This is a genomic window from Methylobacterium sp. SD274 (assembly GCF_017355285.1).
GTDB lineage: Bacteria > Pseudomonadota > Alphaproteobacteria > Rhizobiales > Beijerinckiaceae > Methylobacterium.
Genome location: NZ_JADIJP010000013.1, coordinates 26,527 through 43,889 on the forward strand (window position 1 = coordinate 26,527; position 17,363 = coordinate 43,889).

At 67.3% G+C, this 17,363-nt stretch carries 15 protein-coding genes; 6 read left to right on the top strand and 9 right to left on the bottom strand.

The features are described from left to right. Positions 1-176: 176 nt before the first annotated feature. Positions 177-809, bottom strand: coding sequence for a DnaJ domain-containing protein (locus IPV08_RS12935; protein ID WP_056422483.1), 633 nt, complete (start codon positions 807-809; stop codon positions 177-179). 140 nt (positions 810-949) lie between these two features. On the opposite strand from IPV08_RS12935, the gene IPV08_RS12940 reads away from it, so the two are divergent. Together IPV08_RS12940 and arfB are read left to right on the top strand one after the other, a co-directional pair. Continuing rightward, a complete protein-coding gene (locus tag IPV08_RS12940; RefSeq protein WP_056422480.1) occupies positions 950-1,228 on the top strand; it encodes a BolA family protein in 279 nt (92 codons plus the stop codon). Between the two features lie 31 nt (positions 1,229-1,259). Then, a complete protein-coding gene (gene arfB, locus IPV08_RS12945; RefSeq protein WP_200919010.1) occupies positions 1,260-1,682 on the top strand; it encodes an alternative ribosome rescue aminoacyl-tRNA hydrolase ArfB in 423 nt (140 codons plus the stop codon). 219 nt (positions 1,683-1,901) lie between these two features. Here arfB and IPV08_RS12950 read toward each other — a convergent pair whose 3' ends face one another. Together IPV08_RS12950 and IPV08_RS12955 are read right to left on the bottom strand one after the other, a co-directional pair. Further along, positions 1,902-2,636 carry a YoaK family protein gene (locus tag IPV08_RS12950; protein ID WP_056422475.1) on the bottom strand — a complete coding sequence of 245 codons (735 nt, stop codon included), beginning with the start codon at positions 2,634-2,636 and terminating at the stop codon, positions 1,902-1,904. Between the two features lie 176 nt (positions 2,637-2,812). Beyond that, on the bottom strand, positions 2,813-3,781 hold the full coding sequence (locus IPV08_RS12955) for a methyltransferase domain-containing protein (RefSeq protein ID WP_207412169.1): 969 nt from the start codon (positions 3,779-3,781) through the stop codon (positions 2,813-2,815). 85 nt (positions 3,782-3,866) lie between these two features. On the opposite strand from IPV08_RS12955, the gene IPV08_RS12960 reads away from it, so the two are divergent. The 3 genes from IPV08_RS12960 to IPV08_RS12970 are packed head-to-tail and all read left to right on the top strand — an operon-like array spanning position 3,867 to position 7,227. After that, positions 3,867-4,913 (top strand): ligase-associated DNA damage response exonuclease, encoded by a 1,047-nt coding sequence (locus tag IPV08_RS12960; RefSeq protein WP_056422470.1) that lies wholly within the window; start codon positions 3,867-3,869, stop codon positions 4,911-4,913. Next, on the top strand, positions 4,910-6,754 hold the full coding sequence (locus IPV08_RS12965) for a cisplatin damage response ATP-dependent DNA ligase (protein ID WP_207412170.1): 1,845 nt from the start codon (positions 4,910-4,912) through the stop codon (positions 6,752-6,754). The genes IPV08_RS12960 and IPV08_RS12965 overlap by 4 nt, the downstream gene beginning before the upstream one ends. Next, on the top strand, positions 6,751-7,227 hold the full coding sequence (locus tag IPV08_RS12970; RefSeq protein ID WP_207412171.1) for a secondary thiamine-phosphate synthase enzyme YjbQ: 477 nt from the start codon (positions 6,751-6,753) through the stop codon (positions 7,225-7,227). Before IPV08_RS12965 ends, IPV08_RS12970 begins: the two co-directional genes overlap by 4 nt. Before the next feature lie 43 nt (positions 7,228-7,270). Here the strand turns inward: IPV08_RS12970 and IPV08_RS12975 are convergent, their stop codons facing one another. The 4 genes from IPV08_RS12975 to IPV08_RS12990 form a co-directional block, all read right to left on the bottom strand. Continuing rightward, the gene (locus IPV08_RS12975) at positions 7,271-7,834 is read right to left on the bottom strand and encodes a response regulator transcription factor (protein WP_156467629.1); all 564 of its coding nucleotides are present in this window, start codon (positions 7,832-7,834) and stop codon (positions 7,271-7,273) included. 798 nt (positions 7,835-8,632) lie between these two features. Continuing rightward, on the bottom strand, positions 8,633-9,982 hold the full coding sequence (locus tag IPV08_RS25065; RefSeq protein ID WP_207412172.1) for an O-antigen ligase family protein: 1,350 nt from the start codon (positions 9,980-9,982) through the stop codon (positions 8,633-8,635). Between the two features lie 356 nt (positions 9,983-10,338). Further along, the gene (locus tag IPV08_RS12985; protein WP_207412173.1) at positions 10,339-11,514 is read right to left on the bottom strand and encodes a glycosyltransferase; all 1,176 of its coding nucleotides are present in this window, start codon (positions 11,512-11,514) and stop codon (positions 10,339-10,341) included. A gap of 64 nt (positions 11,515-11,578) precedes the next feature. Next, complete coding sequence (locus IPV08_RS12990) at positions 11,579-12,565, bottom strand: NAD-dependent epimerase/dehydratase family protein (protein WP_056422446.1); 987 nt, start codon at positions 12,563-12,565, stop codon at positions 11,579-11,581. A 649-nt stretch (positions 12,566-13,214) separates the two neighbouring features. On the opposite strand from IPV08_RS12990, the gene IPV08_RS12995 reads away from it, so the two are divergent. Continuing rightward, the gene (locus IPV08_RS12995) at positions 13,215-14,606 is read left to right on the top strand and encodes a UDP-glucose/GDP-mannose dehydrogenase family protein (RefSeq protein WP_207412174.1); all 1,392 of its coding nucleotides are present in this window, start codon (positions 13,215-13,217) and stop codon (positions 14,604-14,606) included. 289 nt (positions 14,607-14,895) lie between these two features. Here the strand turns inward: IPV08_RS12995 and IPV08_RS13000 are convergent, their stop codons facing one another. Next, positions 14,896-16,053 (bottom strand): DegT/DnrJ/EryC1/StrS aminotransferase family protein, encoded by a 1,158-nt coding sequence (locus IPV08_RS13000; protein WP_207412175.1) that lies wholly within the window; start codon positions 16,051-16,053, stop codon positions 14,896-14,898. Beyond that, entirely contained in the window at positions 16,034-17,329 is a 1,296-nt protein-coding gene (locus tag IPV08_RS13005) for a glycosyltransferase (RefSeq protein ID WP_207412176.1), read from the bottom strand. Before IPV08_RS13005 ends, IPV08_RS13000 begins: the two co-directional genes overlap by 20 nt. Positions 17,330-17,363: the final 34 nt, after the last annotated feature.

Genomic DNA, 17,363 nt, shown 5'->3' on the forward strand with positions numbered 1-17,363 from the left:
GGGCATTGCCGGGTCCCGCACGGGGCGAGACGTGGAATACCACCTTTAAGGGGCTGCGTCGGCGGACGCCAAGGGGTGCGAGAACTCGATATAGGGCCTCCCGCGCGGTTTGCCGCCTCCCACCGCACGTCATTTGCAAAAACGTGCATCGTTCGTGCCGGTTCGCGGCACCCGGCTCAGCACAGGCCGGCAGCGCGCAGGGTGTCGTGGGCGCGAATGATGTCGCGCAGCCGCTCCTCGAACGAGCGGTCGCCGCCATTGGCGTCGGGGTGGAAGCGCTTCACCAGCACCTTGTACTGCGCCTTGATGGCGGCCGTGTCGGCGTTCTCGTCGAGGCCGAGCACGTCGAGGGCCTTCAGGGCGGCCACCGTCAGGCGCGGCCGGCTCGGCTCGGGCTTGGCCCGGCGCGAGGTCTCGCCGACGCCTTCGCTGCGCAGGATGTCGAGCGGGTCGACATAGGCCCAGTCGCGCTTCGGGTCGCCCGGTTTCGCCCCGGCCGCCCGCGTCGCCGGGTTCACGCCCATCGCCCAGGTCGGGCGGTGCCCGATCACGGCGTCCTTCTGGTAGGCCTGGACGGCGGCGTCGTTCATGCCGTCGAAGTAGTTGTAGGTGGCGTTGTAGGCGCGCACGTGGTCGATGCAGAAGCGCCAGTACTGGCCTTCCGCCTTGCGACCCTTGGGAGCGCGGTAGAGCCCGGCATTGGTGCAGCCGGGGGTCTCGCAGCCCGTCTGGGACGCAGCCTTGGGCTCGTCGCAGGAGGGTTTGCGCTTGATGCGGATGCTGTCGAACAGACGCGAGTTGAGATCCATGGTGGGGCGATTATGAGAGGGCGGGTCCGAGACACAAGGGCGGCGGGCCTGATGACGCATGCGGAGATCGGGGGTTGACGACCCCGAAGCCTCCGGGCGCCTACAGGCTAGGAACGAAGCGACGGAAAGACGAGGACACGATGGCCGGCACGCTCAAGGATTGGATCACCGGAGCGCTCGACGCGCAACTGGCGCCGCAAACCCTGGTGGTCGTGGACGAATCCCATCTGCATGCGGGCCATTCGGGCGCACGGCCCGAGGGCGAGACGCATTTCCGTGTCGAGATCGTCTCCGCCGCATTCGAGGGGAAGAGCCGGGTCGAGCGCCACCGGATCGTGAACGGTGTTCTCGACGAGGCGTTCAAGCGCGGGCTCCACGCCCTTGCGGTGAAGGCGAAGGCGCCGTCCGAGGCCGCCTGAGCGGCTCCGGCATACGAGGAATATGGTGGCGATGGCCCTGCAATGCACCCCGCATCTCGCCATCGACGAGGCCGAACTCGAAGAGACGTTCGTGCGCGCCTCGGGACCGGGCGGGCAGAACGTCAACAAGCTCTCCACGGCGGTGCAGCTCCGCTTCGATGCGCGGCGCTCGCACTCCCTGCCCGACGCCGTGGCGGTGCGCCTGATGCGCCTCGCCGGGCGGCGGCTGACCCAGGACGGCGTCATCGTCATCATGGCCCAGCAATTCCGGACGCAGGACCGCAACCGGGCCGATGCGCGGGAGCGCCTCGCCGCCCTCGTCGCCGAGGCGGCGGTGCCGCCGACGCCGCGCCGGGCGACGCGCCCGACCCTCGCCTCGAAGAAGCGCCGCCTCGACGAGAAATCCCGCCGCGGCGCCACCAAGCGCCTGCGCAGCGACGGCGGAGGCGATTGAGACGGATCGCCAAGCGGCGCCGATCCCGACCGATGGTCGTTCTCGACGCGTTCGGCGGACGGGGATGAGGTCCATTCATCATCCGCCGGTCGCAGGGCCTATTTGAGGTTTCTTTCCAAGGCTTTACCTCACCCTGAGGTGGTCTGCTGGGATAATCGACTTCGGCAGACGATCGGCTCCGGCATGAAGATCCGCCCGGAGATCCGATGAAACACGCTCTTACTTCACCGGTCCCCTTGCATCCGGCGGATGATATTCTTCCGCGCCGGTGACATAGGCGCTGCCGGGCTTCAGCACGGTGAGGGCGATGGCGATCAGGGCGAGGAGCGCCGCGAGGGCCGCCGGGAACAGGAAGGCGTCCTCGCCGAAACGGGTCTGGAGGAAGCCGCCGATCACCGCCCCGGTGCTGAGGGCGCCCCAGAGCGGCGCCTGGATCCAGAACGACGGCGCGACCTTGCCCATCAGCAGGTTGGCGAGCCCGGTGCCGAAGCGGACCACGGCGCCCGTGACATAGGTGAGGGCGAGGCTGCGCCCGGCCTCGTCCTGCAGCGTGGCGTTCTGGAGGCCGAGCGCGATGACGATGGGATAGACGTGCAGCGGCCAGGAGAAGGTGCCGTAGGGCATGACGAGGCCGATCGCGAGGAGCACCGCCTGCAGCAGCAGCATCACCGAGAGCCGCCAGCGCCCGACCCAGGCCGCGATCAGTGTGCCGATGAAGGCGCCGAAGCAGAACATGACGATGACCGAGCTGACCCGCGCCGTGCTCTCCCAATCGAACTTGCTCACCGAGACGCCGAAGCGGGTGGTGTTGCCGCTCATGAACGACATGAAGAGCTGTGAAAATTCGAGGAAGCCGATGGAATCGGCGCATCCGGCCAGTGCCGAGAGGGCGAGTGCGAAGGGAATGCGCGTGCTCGGGCTCGCGGGAAACGACTTGTCGGTCTTATCGGCCATGCGTCTGAACAGGCTCCTGGAAGAGGATTGTAAGGGTCGGGAGAAGGCCGGACCTTACCGATCGGACGCGACGGATAAACCGCCTGCGCCGCGTTGGTGCGGATGAATGGGGGAGTGTCGTGCCGTGCAACACATGCCGGCCCGCTTCGGTTCAACTCAATCGCGCGCAATTGGGATTAAGGCGCCGGAGGACCCGGTTTGCGCAACAGGACGACGCGCGCCGCCACCTCGCTCCCGCGCTCGCGGCGGATCACGGCCGGTTCGAGAGCGAGCAGGTCCAGACCGGCCTCGTCGGCCAGCCGGCGCAGGTAGCGCTCGCCATGGGCGTAGCGTGCATCGGCACCGAGAACGAGGCCGCCATCGGGGTTCCACTGCACCGTGAAGGCCACGAGGCCCGTGGGCCTGAGAATGCGGGCGGTCTCGGCCATGACCGGGGAAAGGCCGCCGACATAGATGAAGACGTCCGCCGCGATGACGAGATCGGCGCTGTCTTGCTTCTCGCCTCGGAGAATGGGGACGAGATCGCCCTCGATGAGCCTGTCGTAGCGCCGCCGCCGGGCGGCTTCGGTGAGCATGCCGGGGGAGATGTCGATTCCCGTCAGGGTTCGCGTGCGCCCATTCAAAGCCTCGCCCACCAGGCCGGTGCCGCAGCCGAGGTCGATCACGTCGCCGAAATCCGCCCGCGCGCCGTCCAGCCCGTCGAGGGCCCTCACCAGCAGTTCCGGCCCGCGATATTGCAACTCGCCCACGAGGTGGCGCTCGAATCGCGGGGCGTAGCCGTCGAACAGGGCGCGGATATAGGCCGGCGAGATCGCCCCCAAAGCCGCGCCCTCGCCGATCTGGACGAGGCGCAGCCGGGCCCCGAGTTCGTCATGCGGGTCGAGGTCGAGGGCGTTGCCATAGGCCCGCAAGGCGGCATGGTGGTGGGCGACATCCGCTGTGGCGAGGTGGCGGGCCTCTCGCGCCCGTCCGAGCAGGAACCACGCCGCCGCGTAACGCGGCGCGATCTCCAGGACCTGCTCGGCCATCTCGGCCGCGCCCTCCGCATCGCCCTCGGAGAGACAGGCCTCCGCATAGGCGTAGCGCCGGTCGGCGAGGAGATCGCCCGAACTGTTCTGAAGTGACGTCTGCGCTCGCGGGTTCATGCGAGCGCCCTATATCACGTCGCATGATCCGCCATCCCCATGTTCAGCCCTTCGCAGTTCGGCCCTTCGCAGTTCGGCATCCCGCATGAGCCTGAGTGCGAGCGACCTCCTGACCCTGACCCGCGAGGGGCTGTATTGTCCGCTGGGCGGGTTCCACGTGGACCCGACCTGGCCGGTGCCGCGCGCCCTCATCACCCACGGCCATGCCGACCATGCCCGGTCCGGCCACGGCAAGGTGCTGGCCACGGGCCAGACCCTGCGGATCATGGCCGTGCGCTACGGCGAGGATTTCTGCGAGGCGCGCCAGGAGGCGGTGCTCGGCGAGGACATCCGCATCGGCGACGTGACGGTGCGTTTCGCGCCCGCCGGCCATGTCCTCGGCTCGGCCCAGATCTCCATCCAAGCCCAGGGCGTCCGGGTGGTGGTGTCGGGCGATTACAAGCGCGCCTACGACCCGACCTGCCTGCCCTTCGAGGTCGTGCCCTGCGATGTCTTCATCACCGAGGCGACCTTCGGCCTGCCGGTCTTCCGGATGCCGGACACGGCGGGCGAGGTCCGCAAGCTCCTCGATTCCGTCGCGCTGTTCCCCGAGCGCGCCCACATCGTCGGCGCCTATGCGCTCGGCAAGGCGCAGCGGGTCATGGCCCTGCTGCGGGAGGCCGGCTACGACGAACCGATCTATCTCCACGGCGCCATGGAGAAATTGACCGAGCTCTACAAGCGCGAGGGCATCCCGCTCGGGGAGACGCCGAAGGTCGTCGCGACGGAGCGCGGAAAACTCCACGGCGCCATCGTGCTCTGCCCGCCTTCGGCGATCCAGGACGTGTGGTCGCGCAAATTCCCCGATCCCGTCACCTCCTTCGCCTCGGGCTGGATGCGGGTGCGCGCCCGCGCCCGGCAGAAGGGCGCCGAACTCCCCCTCGTCATCTCCGACCATTCCGACTGGCCGGACCTCTGCCGCACCATCCGAGAGACCGGGGCCGGCGAGGTCTGGGTCACCCACGGACAGGAGGACGCCCTGGTGCATTGGTGCGGGACGCAAGGGATCAAGGCCAAGCCGCTCCACATGCTGGGCTATGGCGATGACGGCGAGGGCGAAACCGCCGCGCCGGCCGAGGAGGCCGCCGCGTGAACGACTTCGCCCATCTCCTCGACCGCCTCGCCTACGAGCCGCGCCGCAACGCCAAGCTGCGCCTGCTGCAGGATTATTTCGCCCATGCGCCCGACCCGGAGCGGGGCTGGGCGCTGGCCGCCATGACCGGCAACCTCAACTTCCGCGAGGCCAAGCCGGCGATGATCCGCGGGCTGGTGGAAGCGCGGGTCGACCCGGTGCTGTTCGCGCTCTCGCATAATTACGTGGGCGATCTCGCCGAGACCACCGCGCTGATCTGGCCGTCTCAAAACCCTCCCCCCTCTGCGGGGGAGGGTGGCCCTCGCGTCAGCGAGGGTCGGGAGAGGGGAGCGCCGTATCCGGAAAGGTCGTCCCCTCTCCCGCCTGCTCCGCAGGCACCCTCCCCCGCAGAGGGGGGAGGGGATGCAGCAGCGGCCGGTCCGGGCCACAACAACCCGCCGCCGCACATCCCGACCCTCTCGGAAGTGGTCGAGACCCTCGCCACCGTGAAGAAGGCCGACCTGCCGGCCCATATCGCCGGCTGGCTCGATGCCCTCGACGAGACCGGGCGCTGGGCGCTGTTGAAGCTCATCACCGGGGCGCTTCGCGTCGGCGTCTCCGCCCGCCTCGCCAAGACGGCGGTGGGGGCGCTCGGCGGCCACGAGGCCGATGCGGTGGAGGAGGTCTGGCACGGGCTGGAGCCGCCGTATCTCGGCCTGTTCGCCTGGGTCGAGGGGAGGGGGGAGCGGCCCACCACCCTCAACCCGGCGCCGTTCCGCCCGCCGATGCTCTCCCACCCGATCGACGAGGAAACGGACTTCGAAAAACTCGATCCGGCCGCCTTCTCGGGCGAGTGGAAATGGGACGGCATCCGCGTCCAGCTCTCGGGCGGCCGTGACGAGGCCGGGGAGCAGGTGGCGCGGGTCTATTCGCGCACCGGCGAGGACATCACACATGCCTTCCCCGATCTCGCCGAGGCGATCACCTTCACGGGCACCATCGACGGCGAATTGCTGATCCTGCGGGAGGAGCGGGTTCAGAGCTTCAACGTGCTGCAGCAGCGCCTCAACCGGAAGGCCGTGACGCCCAAGCTGCTGGAGGAATTCCCGGCCCATGTGCGGGCCTACGACCTCCTCACGGCGGAGGGCGAGGATCTGCGCCCGCTGCCCTTCGCGACCCGCCGCGCGCGGCTCGAGAGTTTCGTCGCCGCCCTGGATCACGCCCGCATCGACCTCTCGCCGCTGGTGACGTTCGAGACCTGGGACGATCTCGCCGAGGCTCGCGCCGATCCCGCGAGCGTGGGGGCGGGCGAGGATGCCGACGCCATCGAGGGGGTGATGCTGAAGCTGCGCGACAGCCCCTATCTGCCCGGCCGTCCCAAGGGTCCGTGGTGGAAGTGGAAGCGCGAGCCGCATCTCGTCGATGCCGTGATGATGTATGCCCAGCGCGGCCACGGCAAACGCTCGTCCTTCTACTCGGACTACACGTTCGGGGTCTGGCGCGAGCGGCCGGAGGGTGGGCGAGAACTGGTGCCTGTAGGCAAGGCCTATCACGGCTTCACCGATGCGGAGCTCGCCAAGCTCGACCGCTTCGTCCGCAACCACACGACCAAACGCTTCGGCCCCGTGCGCGAGGTGGCCTACGGGCCGGAGGAGGGCCTCGTCCTGGAGATCGCCTTCGAGGGCGTGCAGCGCTCCACCCGGCACAAATCCGGCGTCGCCATGCGCTTCCCCCGCGTCCACCGCATCCGCTGGGACAAGCCCGCCGCCGAGGCGGACGGGATCGGAATTCTGGAGACCATCCTGGCGCGCGGCGAGCGGGAAATCGCGCCGGGCGCATCGATCGACGAGGAGGCATCATGACGGCTGCAGGCAGGATCGGCGGGATCGAAGGTTTTCAGGAAGGCGAGATCCGGCGCCAGGCCAGCGCCCGCTTCACCGTCTCGACGCGGGGCCAGGGCTTCACCGATGTCACGGCGGCAGTGGCCGATTTCCTCGGGCGCAGCGGTATCGAACAGGGTCTGCTCACGCTCTTCTGCCGGCACACTTCGGCCTCCCTGACGATCCAGGAGAATGCCGATCCCGACGTGCAGAGCGACCTGATGGCGGCCCTGGACGGGCTCGCCCCGCGCCATCCCGGTGGCGGGTACATCCATTCGGCGGAAGGCCCCGACGACATGCCGGCGCATATCCGCACCCTGCTGACGGATTCGGGGCTGACGATCCCCGTCATCGACGGACGCCTCGTCCTCGGCACGTGGCAGGGCATCTATCTCATCGAACACCGCGACCGGCCGCACCGGCGCGACATCGTCCTGCACGTCGCCGGCGCATAGGCGACCGGCGGCGCACCGTCATCGGGCGCGCCGCCGGTCCGGGTCACGCGGCCCGGCCGTTCCGGCGGCAGCCGACCGTCGGGGTGCCGTGTTTCGAAACCCAGACCGCCGCCTGGGTCCGGTTGCTGACATTGATCTTTCTCAAGACGTTCTTGACGTGGATCTTCACCGTTGCCTCGGAGATCCGCAATTCCCGGGCGATCGACTTGTTGGAATGCCCGGTCGACAAGCAGGCGAGGACTTCGATCTCGCGATGCGAGAGATCCGATGCCGCTGCGGGCGCCGTCTCTACGCCCTTGGCGAACCGCATGAGAGCCGGCCTCGGGAAGCCGTTGCTGCCCCCGGTCAGATGCGAGGCGGCACCGATGGAGATCACGATGTTGCCGCCCATCACGACGTTCAGCGATCGGATCAAGGCGATCGGCTGCGCGCTCCGGTTCAGGCAGGCCTGGATGCCCCTCTGCAGCAGGTACCGTGGCACCGCCGGATCGGTCTCGGCCGTCAGGGCGACGATCCGGGCCGTGGGAAAGTGGGACTGCACCAGGGGAACCAGCGCTCCCTCGATCTCATCCTGGCCGAACTCGCTCAGAATGATCAGCTCCGGCATGTATCCGATCTGTAGATCTGCAATATCGTCTATCGAATCGAGGACTGAATATCCGTTCTGGTTCAATATTCCAACGAGACCGTCCCGTTCGAGCCCTCTCGGGCCAATGACGATGGTGGGTATGGTCGTGGTCGCAGAGGTCAGACTATCCGGTCCGACGATCATGCTGGGAAGGAAATCGGATTGGGGAGGTTCGGAAGAAGCATTGATACTGAGTGGCATCGGGCTAACTCCAATGAAGACTTGGAAATAGATGGCATGGCCATCGCTCTGCCGGCATGAATGAAATGCCGCCGTATGAACGTCGCACTGTCGTCCTGCTGCGAAGGCGAGACGCAGTCTCATAGCAGTCGATCGAAAATCGGGTCGTCGTGCTGAGCAGGTGATCGTGATGAAACAAATGTTATTATTTCAGGTTACAAATATCCGCGGATCGTCGTTGCTCCCTCCATCAGGGTCGAATTCTATGACGATTGAATAACATGGGGACATCGCGTGCAACAAGAAAAAATGAACACTTCAAATCTGTCGTGTCGAGCGCGTATGACTGCCTGTAGGTCAATGATTCCGCGCTCGCTGAAGCCTCGATTTCAGCAAGCCTCGGGTGGTAAAACGCTCTTGCACGTAGGCGTGGAAGCCGAAACCGACGTCTTGGAGCGGCCCCCGTCATCCCGGCCTCCGAAGCCTGGAACAGTCGAGACCTGCGAAAGGCCGTACCGTGGTATGACTACTTAGATCCGGTCCGAACCAGGGATTGTTCAAGGTTAGAGCAGGTTACCGGCCCTCATGGACCGGCCCTCATGGGCCGGCGCGATCCTCGCCGTGCCGAAAGCTGCGCCCGAGGGGGGAGCGGAAGATCATGCTGGCGCCGATGCCGAAGCCGAAGACGCACCAGAACCAGATGCCCAGCATCGGTCCTTCGAGCGCCACGTCGAAACACGCGTCCACGAACATGCCGAGGCCGTAGCAGCCGATCCAGATGAACAGCTTGGCCCAGTGCTCCTCCCCGCGCCGGCGGGCCCAGAGCAGGCTGTGGAACAGCATCGTGAACCAGGTCGCCAGCACGCCGAGCCACAGCACGAGGCCGGGGACGCCCGAGCGCGCCAGATAGGTCATGTTGACGTTGTGGGGGCTGCGCAGCACCGCGTCGGCCGTCACCCATTGCTTGTAGCCGTCCTCGAGGGCGATGTTCACCCCGAAGCCCTTGCCCGTCCAGAAATACGGCCCGCGCAACGTGTAATCTTGAATCGTCGCCCACCAGCGCAGGCGGAACTCCTTGGTCGCCTCGAAATTCGAGGCCTCGCTGACGCCGACCACGCTCTTCAGGCCTTCGACGATCTGCTTGGGTCCGGTCGCCCGCTCGTTGCCGGGAAGCTGGACGCTGAGATCGAACAGCGTCGCGATGATCGCGGCGACGAAAAACACCAGGACGATGGGCATGAACTGTCGCAGCCGCCGCCCGGCGATCGCCGCGACCACCACCGGCACGAGGCAGGTCAGCATGGCGCCGCGGCTCGAGGTGACGACGATCATGCTCGCCATCAGCACGGCGATCCAGAGGCGCGAGAAGCGGCCGAGCCCCAGCAGGACGAAGACGGCGATGGCCGCGAGGTGGCTGGCGGCCTCGCCGGCCCGGACGCTGGGGATCTGGATCTCGGTGCCGGGGATCTTCAGGAACGCCGAACTCAGGCCGTACACGATGCCGCCGGCCAGGGCATAGAACCGCGCGAACCGGCCATAGGCGTCCATGGCCCGCCCGAACCGGCCGGGTTCCTCCAGCAGCAGGGCGACGACGATCAGGGCGAACAGGCCGTAGAGGGCCAGCACGCTGTCCCGGGGGGCGTCCATCCCGTAGGGGCCCAGATACGGCACGGTCCGGTAGAGGACCCAGCCCATCAGGACGATGAGCATCCGGCTCGCCGGCGTCGCCAGGATGGCGAGCCAGCATCCGGACCGCAGCAGCGCGATGAGCCCCCCGGCCAGGGCCATCTCGCCGACGAAGAGCGGCGGGATTCCCAGATAGGCGAAGGTCTTCCCCAGCACCGCGTAGCCCAGGAGCACGATGACGAGGGCGCGGGAGTAGCGTTCGGTGAAGTCGTCGGCGGAGCGGCCGAGGGGGAGGGCGGTGTCGAGAGGGGACTGGATCACGCGGGCGACCTCATTCGACGGGCCGGGAGTTATGTGGGCACTCTGAGGGGCGTTCGATGGGATGTTTCGGCCGGTTCACTTGCGAGGGTCGATCGTCCCACCAGATCATCTCGTCCTGATGTGCCCTTTGCCCGAGCAAAGGGCCTCGAAGGAGCGCTCCAGCCACCAAGGCGATCCCTGGAGGGCTCCTTCGAGGCCGCTACGCGGCACCTCAGGATGAGGTCGAGCCTTGGAAAACGGTTCAAAGAGGCTCCCGGAGCTAAGCCCCGACCACGTTGGGTCGGGGCACATCTCCAGGCCTTTGTTCTGCCGCGCTCTTTTTCGCCGAACCGGCATCCACTTCGGCGGAGAGCGCTCTAGACCGCGATCGGCATCGTCCGGTGCGAGTCCATCGCCTCGGCGTAGATCCCCAGGAGCTGGTTCGTGGTGACGGTTTCGCTCCAGCAGGTTTCGTATTTCAGCCGTGCCGCCCGGCTCATGCGCTCGGACGCGGCACGATCTGACAGGATCCGCGTCATGGCGCGGGCGAGATCGGCGGCGTCGCCCGGGGCGGCGTGCAGGCCGGTCACCTCGTCCGAGACGATCTCGGCCAGCGAGCCGATCCGCGACGCGATCACCGGCAGGCCCATGGCGAAGGCTTCGACCACCACCATCGGCAATCCCTCGTACCAGAGCGAGGGGACGATCAGGGCCCTTGCCCCCCTCATCGCGGCGCGAACCTGCGCCGGGGTGACCTGGCCCCGGTCGTCGAGATCGGGCGAGGCGGCGACCTGCGCGGCCAGCGGCCCCGTTCCGATGACCGTGACCCTGCAGCCGGCGATCCTGGCCGCGGCATCGAGGGTCTCGACGCCCTTCTCGGTGGTGAGGCGTCCCACGAACAGTAATCCCTCCCGCGCATCTGCCGAGACCGGGCCGGGATCGGCGAGCCCGTTCGCCTTCACGGCGATGCGGTGTCCGGGCAGGCCCGCCGCGATGAACCGGCTGCGCTCGAACTCGGTCAGCGCGATGAAACGGTCGACATGGTTCGCCCAGGTGCCGGTCTGCCTGTGATGCTGGATGGACCGCGCCACCGCGAGCGATCCGAGCCGGGAATCCCGGTAGCACCGGTGCAGCACCGCGTTGTAGGCGGAGCCGCCGACGCAGACCTCGCAGGGCGAGCCGTTCCGCGTCAGCATCGCGTTGGCGCACATGATCCGGTAATTGTGCAGCGTCTGGATCGTGGGCGTTCCCGTCTTGCGGACGGCCACATGCACCATCGGCGAGATCAACGGGAAGTAATTGTGGACGTGGACCACGTCCGGCCGGAAGAGATCGATCTCCTTCAGGACGAGGCCGATGTTCTTCGGCGAATTCACCGATTGGAACGCCGCGCGCAGGCGGTCGACCGGTGTGACGATGGATTTGTTGCTCAAGGTGAAGAGGCGGACGTCGCAGCCGGCCCGTTCGAGGGCGCCGATCTCCTGGGCGACGACGGAATCCTCGCCCCCGTGGAACTGGTACTCGTTGTGGACGATCAATACGCGTTTCGACATCTCGATCGCCTCACAATCGTTGCTGTGACCGCTGGTCAGTCTTCGTCCGGTCGCGGGCGCGGCGTTACTCGGCCGCCACGGAATGCAGGACCGGCTGAGCCTGCGCGATCTCTTCCTCGATCCAGCGGTAGGTCGGCACGAGCCCCTCGCGGATCATGATCTTGGGCTCCCAATCGAGAACCTTGCGGATCAGGCCGTTGTCGCTGTTGCGCCCACGCACGCCCTGCGGCTTCGTCAGGTCGTGGCGCTTGGTGATCGTCTTGCCCGCGATCTCCGCCGCGATATCGACGAGGTCGTTGATGCTGATCATCTCGTCGGTGCCGAGATTGATCGGCGCGCAGTAATCGGAATGCATCAGCCGGTACAGACCCTCGACGCAATCGTCGATATACATGAAGGAGCGGGTCTGCAGGCCGTCACCCCAGACCTCGATCTCACCACCATCGGGGCAGAGCACCACCTTGCGGGAGATCGCGGCGGGCGCCTTCTCCCGGCCGCCGTCATAGGTGCCGAGCGGACCGTAGACATTGTGGAACCGTACGGACCGGGTCGGGATCTTCCAATCCTCGGTCATGTATTGGCACATCTTCTCCATGTAGATCTTCTCGAGCCCGTAGCCTTCCTCGGGCTGGGCCGGCCAGGCGACGTCCTCGGAGAGCGGGGTGACGTCGGGCGAGAGCTGGAGATGCTGGGGATAGACGCAGGCCGAGGAGGAGAAGAGGAACTTCTCCAGGCCGCTATAGCGCGCCGCCTCGATCATATGCGCGCTGATCAGGGTGTTGTTGAGCGTGATCTCGGCATGCGAGCCGCTGATGAAGCCGATGCCGCCCATGTCGGCCGCGAGGTGGTAGACCTCGTCCATGTCCTTGACGGCGATGGCGCAATTGTCCCGCATGCGAAGATCGACCTGCATGAAGTCGTGCGCGGCCGAGGCTTCGTATTGCGGGAGCTTGATGTCGGCCCCGCGGACCCAATAGCCCTTGTTGACGAGGCTTTTCACGAGATGGTGTCCGATGAAACCACCGGCCCCGGTCACAAGTATCTTTTTCATGACAGACAGCCCTTATTCAATGCGTGTCGTCAGAAGAACTGCATGATCGCCGAATGTATTGGTAGGAACCTTGAGGGTTAGATCGAACGCGCTCACGGTGTCGCGTATAGTACCCTTGCGCCGGACGTGGCGACTTAGCGGGGGTGATGCCGACATCGCGGCGTCGACGAACGGGCACAGAGCCGCAGAACCCATCCGGCATCGTCCGGATGCCCTGTTCGATCGGAATACTCAGCGGATGCTCATGCCGAGGCAAAACATCCGAGCCGACCACCTCATCTTGAGGTGCCGGAGCGTAGCGGAGGCTTTGAGGGAGCCCTCCAGTTGTCGCGCGATCCCTGGAAGGCTCCTTCGAGGCCGCTACGCGGCACCTCAGGATGAGGTCAAGCCTTGGAACAACAACTCGAGGAGGTCTCGCTTCCCGTCCCGCGCGGATCCTGTCGGGCTACCGAATCGGGGTGCTGGAAAGTCAAATCGGCTGTTCGGAATCAATCATTATCGCCGATCCTGTAGCTTTCGGACTAGTTTCCGACCACTCGGAAGAGATGTTCTCCAGGACAGGATGATATTTTAAGGTTGTCGCTTGCGGCGGTTGCTGTTCCAAACCCGTGACCGCCTTTGCTCATCTGAATGATCCATGGAGGCTGGAATGCGGGTGGCGGTCATCGGCGTCGGATATGTCGGTCTCGTATCCGGGGCGTGCTTTGCCGAATTCGGGCATCATGTGCATTGCGTCGACAAGGATCCGCAGCGGATCGCCGCCCTGCGCGCGGGTCGCATGCCGATCTACGAGCCGCATCTCGACGCGCTCGTCGCCAACAACGTCGCCGCCGGGCGCCTGAGCTTCGGCACCGATCTCGCCGAGGCGGTGGGCGACGCGGAAGTCGTGTTCATCGCCGTCGGCACGCCCGCCCGGCGCGGCGACGGCCATGCCGACCTCGCCCATGTCTTCGCCTGTGCCCGCGACATCGCGCAAGCGATCCGGGGTTATACCGTGGTGGTGACGAAATCGACCGTCCCGGTGGGCACAGGGGACCGGGTCGAGCACATCATGCGCCTCGTCCAGCCCCAGGGAGCCTTCGCCGTCGCCTCGAACCCCGAATTCCTGCGCGAAGGCGCGGCCATCGCGGATTTCCAGCATCCCGACCGGATCGTCATCGGCACCCAGGACGAGCGGGCGCGGGCGATCATGACCAACCTCTACCGGCCCCTGGCGGAGGCCGCGGTGCCGCTGTTCTTCACCACCCGGCGCACCGCCGAGCTGGTGAAATACGCGGCCAACGCCTTCCTCGCCATGAAGATCGGCTTCGTCAACGAAATGGCCGATCTGTGCGAGCGGGCGGATGCCGATGTGGAAGGGGTCTCCTACGGGATCGGCCTCGACCGGCGGATCGGCGCGCAGTTCCTCCAGCCGGGTCCGGGCTTCGGCGGCTCGTGCTTTCCCAAGGACATCCAGGCGCTGATCAAGTCGGCGCAGGATTACGGCGTCCCTTCCCGGATCATCGAGACGGTGGCGGCCGCCAACGAGCAGCGCAAGCGATTGATGGCGCGGCGGCTGATCAAGGCCTGCGGCGGCTCCGTCAGGGGGCTGACCATCGCGGTGCTCGGCCTCACCTTCAAGGCGAATACCGACGACACCCGCGAGGCGCCGGCTACCTCGATCATCACCGCCCTCCAGGACGAAGGCGCCGAGGTGCGGGCCTATGACCCCCAGGGGATGGACCAGGCGAGGGCGCTCATGCCCGACATCGCCTACGCCACCGACCCCTATTCCTGCGTGGCCGGCGCCCATGCCGTGGCGATCGTGACGGAATGGAGCGTGTTCCGCACCCTCGACCTCGCCCGGCTCCGCTCGCGCATGGCAGGATCGGTCCTCGTCGATTACCGCAACATCATCCCGGTGGCGGAGGCGACGGAGGCCGGGTTCCGCCATGTGGGAATCGGCCGGCGCAGCGTCACGGCGGAGCGTCCGGCGCCACGGATCGACCTGACGCAGCCGCAGGGCGCCGTCCTGCCGGAACTCGCAATCGCCGCTGGGTAATCCCCCGAAGGCACCGACCGAGCGAAAGCCGCCCCGCGACTGCGGGGCGGCTTTCGTGTGTCGGTTCTACTTGGGGGGTACTTGGGGAAGTCTGTATCGTTGCAAGACGACGGATCTTCTCGCCCTCTCACCTCATCCTGAGGTGACCTTTGCGCAAGCAAAGGGCCTCGAAGGAGCCCTCCAGTTCGCTGAGCGAGGACTGGAGCCCTCCTTCGAGGCCGCTTCGCGGCGCCTCAGGGTGAGGTAATGGGTTGGAAAGACGGAAGAACAGGTTTCGGTGGGAACGCGCTCACCGTCCGGTCGCGGTCCTCAGGGCGGGCTTCGGCCAGAACGCGGAGGCCTGGGCCAGCACGGTCTCGATCACCTCGTCCTGCTCGTCGATGCGCAGATCCGGGAAGAGCGGCAGCGAGAGCGTGCCCTCGCCCCATTCCTGCGCGACGGGCAGGGACGATGCTTCCGGCACGTCGCGGTAGAGGGTCAGCGTGGGCACGCTGCGGTAATTCACCGTCGTGCCGATGCGGGCCTCGCCCAGCGCCCGGAGCATGTCGTCGCGGCGCCCGTCGGGCACGTGGATCGGGAACAGGTGCCGGGCCGAGACCACGCCCGGCTCCATGGCCGGCCAGGTGAACGGGGTGCCGGCGAGCGCGCTCTCGTAGCGTCGACTCAAGGCCTCGCGCCGGGCGCACTGAACCTCCACCTGATCGATCTGGGGCGCGAGCAGGACCGCCAGCAGGTCCGGCAGGTTGGCCTTGGTGCCGAGGCGGTCGATGTCCCAATGGTTGTAGGTGCCGCCCTGGAAACGCTGGGCCGCGCCGGCGGACATCCCGTGCAGCACCGTCTGGACCAGGGTCCGGGCGAGGAGGGGATCGCGGGTGACGACGGCGCCGCCCTCGCCGCAGGTCACGTTCTTCGTGGCGTAGAAGGAGAAGATCGCCGCGTCGCCGTCCTGCCCCGGCCGGCGCCCGTTGCGGCTGCCCTCGAAGCAATGGGCCGCGTCCTCGATGATCCGGATCGAGGAGGGGATCGCCGCCCGCAGAGCCGGGATGTCCACCATCTGGCCGTAGAGATGGACGGGGATGATCGCCCGCGTCCGCTCCGTCACGGCCGCCGCCGCGAGAGCGAGATCGATCAGGAGCGTGTTCGGGCCGCTGTCGACGAAGACCGGCGTCGCGCCCACGAGGCGCACCACGTTGGCCGTCGCCGCGAAGGTCATGGCCGGTACGATGACCTCGTCGCCGGGGCCGATCCCCATGGCGAGGAGGGTCGCCACCGCCCCTTGCGTCCAGCTCGAGGTGAGCTTGGCATGCGGCACGGCGAAGAAGTCCCGCAGCAGGTCCTCGACGCGCGCGCCCTCGGGGCCGGTCGTCAGGAACGCGCTCCCCAGGACCGAGGCCACCCGCACGGCGTAGTCGGGCGAGAGCGCATGCCTATAGAACGGGACTGCCATCGGTTGCCTCCATGTCTTCGCTGAGAGCCGGCGATGCCGGTGTGGTTCGGTAGAGGGCGTGCAGGCGCGCCGCGACCACGGTCCAGTCGGCCGAGCATCCCATCCGGTGGGCGCCGCGCGACATCGCCCGCCATTCGGCGGAATCGAGGGAAGCGGCCCGGGCGAGGGACCGGGCCACGGCCTCGGCCGTCAGATCTTCGATGAGGAGGCCGGCGCCGTGCCGCGACATCGCCTCGGTCATCCCCGCCTCGGCGGTGATGAGGAGCGGCACGCCGAGAATCTGGGCTTCGAGGGCCGCCGTCGGCCAGCGGTCGAGGCGCGAGGGAAAGGCGAAGAAGTCCCAAGACCGGACGATGTCGTCCCGCTCGGCCCCGTAGCGCGGCCCCTCGAAGGTCACGGCGGATTCGATGCCGAGGCGGCGGGTCGTCGCCATCAGCTCGGCTCGCTCGTCGCCGGGGCCCATGACGACGAGGCGGCCGGTGCCGCCCTGCCGCCGGTAGAGGGCGAACCCTTCGATCAGCAGGTCGAGCCCCTTGTGGAACACCGCCAGCCGGCCGCAGAAGCCGAAGACCGGCGATCCGCCGGCAGGGCCAGATGACCCGCCGGCAGGGCCGGACCTGTCGACGAATCCCGGACGCCCGCCGAGCGCGCTCGAATAGACCCCGTGGGGCACGAGGACCGACCGGGCCTTGGGCGCCAGGCGGCGGAGTTCGGCCTGTTCCAGGGCGGTGATGACGTGGACGAAGCGCGCGCCTTCCAGAACCCGCCGCTCCAGCAGCCGGACGTAGAGGGCGGTCGACGGCTTCACCAGCCGGCCGGCCCGGTCGTAGAAATGCGAGAAGCAGGCATGGAGGCTGATGACGTAGGGAATGCCGCGACGGCGCAGCATCCGCGTCAGGGAGACCAGAAGCGGTTGGCGCGCGCCGTGGAAGTGGAAGATCGTCCGCGTGTCGGCCCCATCGAGGAAAGCCTCGCGGGAGCGGCGCGACAGGCTGACCGTGCGGCCGAGGATCCTGAGCCCGTCCAGCGGGACATGATCCATCCGGATGCCCGCCGGCACCGTCATCCCGTTGGGATCGCGCGACAGGAACAGGATGCGGGATGCCTCGCCCGACACGGTCTGCTCCGTGACGAGGGAGCGTGTATTCTGGTGAATACCGTTGGCGAAGGAGGGATATCCCTCCTTGTTCTCGATGATGACGTGGCGGACGGACAAGGGGGAGCCACCATCCGGCCGTCGGACCGTGGACGAGGGAGGCACGTCATAGGCTCGCATGGCTGTCCTCTCGGGCCGGCCGGTCGGAGATGCG

Bases quoted from the DNA above. Each gene is read 5' to 3' on its own strand.
- IPV08_RS12970 (WP_207412171.1), top strand. From the start codon at position 6,751: ATGACGGCTGCAGGCAGGATCGGCGGGATCGAAGGTTTTCAGGAAGGC.
- IPV08_RS12940 (WP_056422480.1), top strand. From the start codon at position 950: ATGGCCGGCACGCTCAAGGATTGGATCACCGGAGCGCTCGACGCGCAA.
- arfB (WP_200919010.1), top strand. From the start codon at position 1,260: ATGGCCCTGCAATGCACCCCGCATCTCGCCATCGACGAGGCCGAACTC.
- IPV08_RS12960 (WP_056422470.1), top strand. From the start codon at position 3,867: ATGAGCCTGAGTGCGAGCGACCTCCTGACCCTGACCCGCGAGGGGCTG.
- IPV08_RS12935 (WP_056422483.1), bottom strand. From the start codon at position 809: ATGGATCTCAACTCGCGTCTGTTCGACAGCATCCGCATCAAGCGCAAA.
- IPV08_RS12990 (WP_056422446.1), bottom strand. From the start codon at position 12,565: ATGAAAAAGATACTTGTGACCGGGGCCGGTGGTTTCATCGGACACCAT.
- IPV08_RS12975 (WP_156467629.1), bottom strand. From the start codon at position 7,834: ATGCCGGAGCTGATCATTCTGAGCGAGTTCGGCCAGGATGAGATCGAG.
- IPV08_RS12950 (WP_056422475.1), bottom strand. From the start codon at position 2,636: ATGGCCGATAAGACCGACAAGTCGTTTCCCGCGAGCCCGAGCACGCGC.
- IPV08_RS12985 (WP_207412173.1), bottom strand. From the start codon at position 11,514: ATGTCGAAACGCGTATTGATCGTCCACAACGAGTACCAGTTCCACGGG.
- IPV08_RS13000 (WP_207412175.1), bottom strand. From the start codon at position 16,053: ATGGCAGTCCCGTTCTATAGGCATGCGCTCTCGCCCGACTACGCCGTG.
- IPV08_RS12995 (WP_207412174.1), top strand. From the start codon at position 13,215: ATGCGGGTGGCGGTCATCGGCGTCGGATATGTCGGTCTCGTATCCGGG.
- IPV08_RS12955 (WP_207412169.1), bottom strand. From the start codon at position 3,781: ATGAACCCGCGAGCGCAGACGTCACTTCAGAACAGTTCGGGCGATCTC.
- IPV08_RS13005 (WP_207412176.1), bottom strand. From the start codon at position 17,329: ATGCGAGCCTATGACGTGCCTCCCTCGTCCACGGTCCGACGGCCGGAT.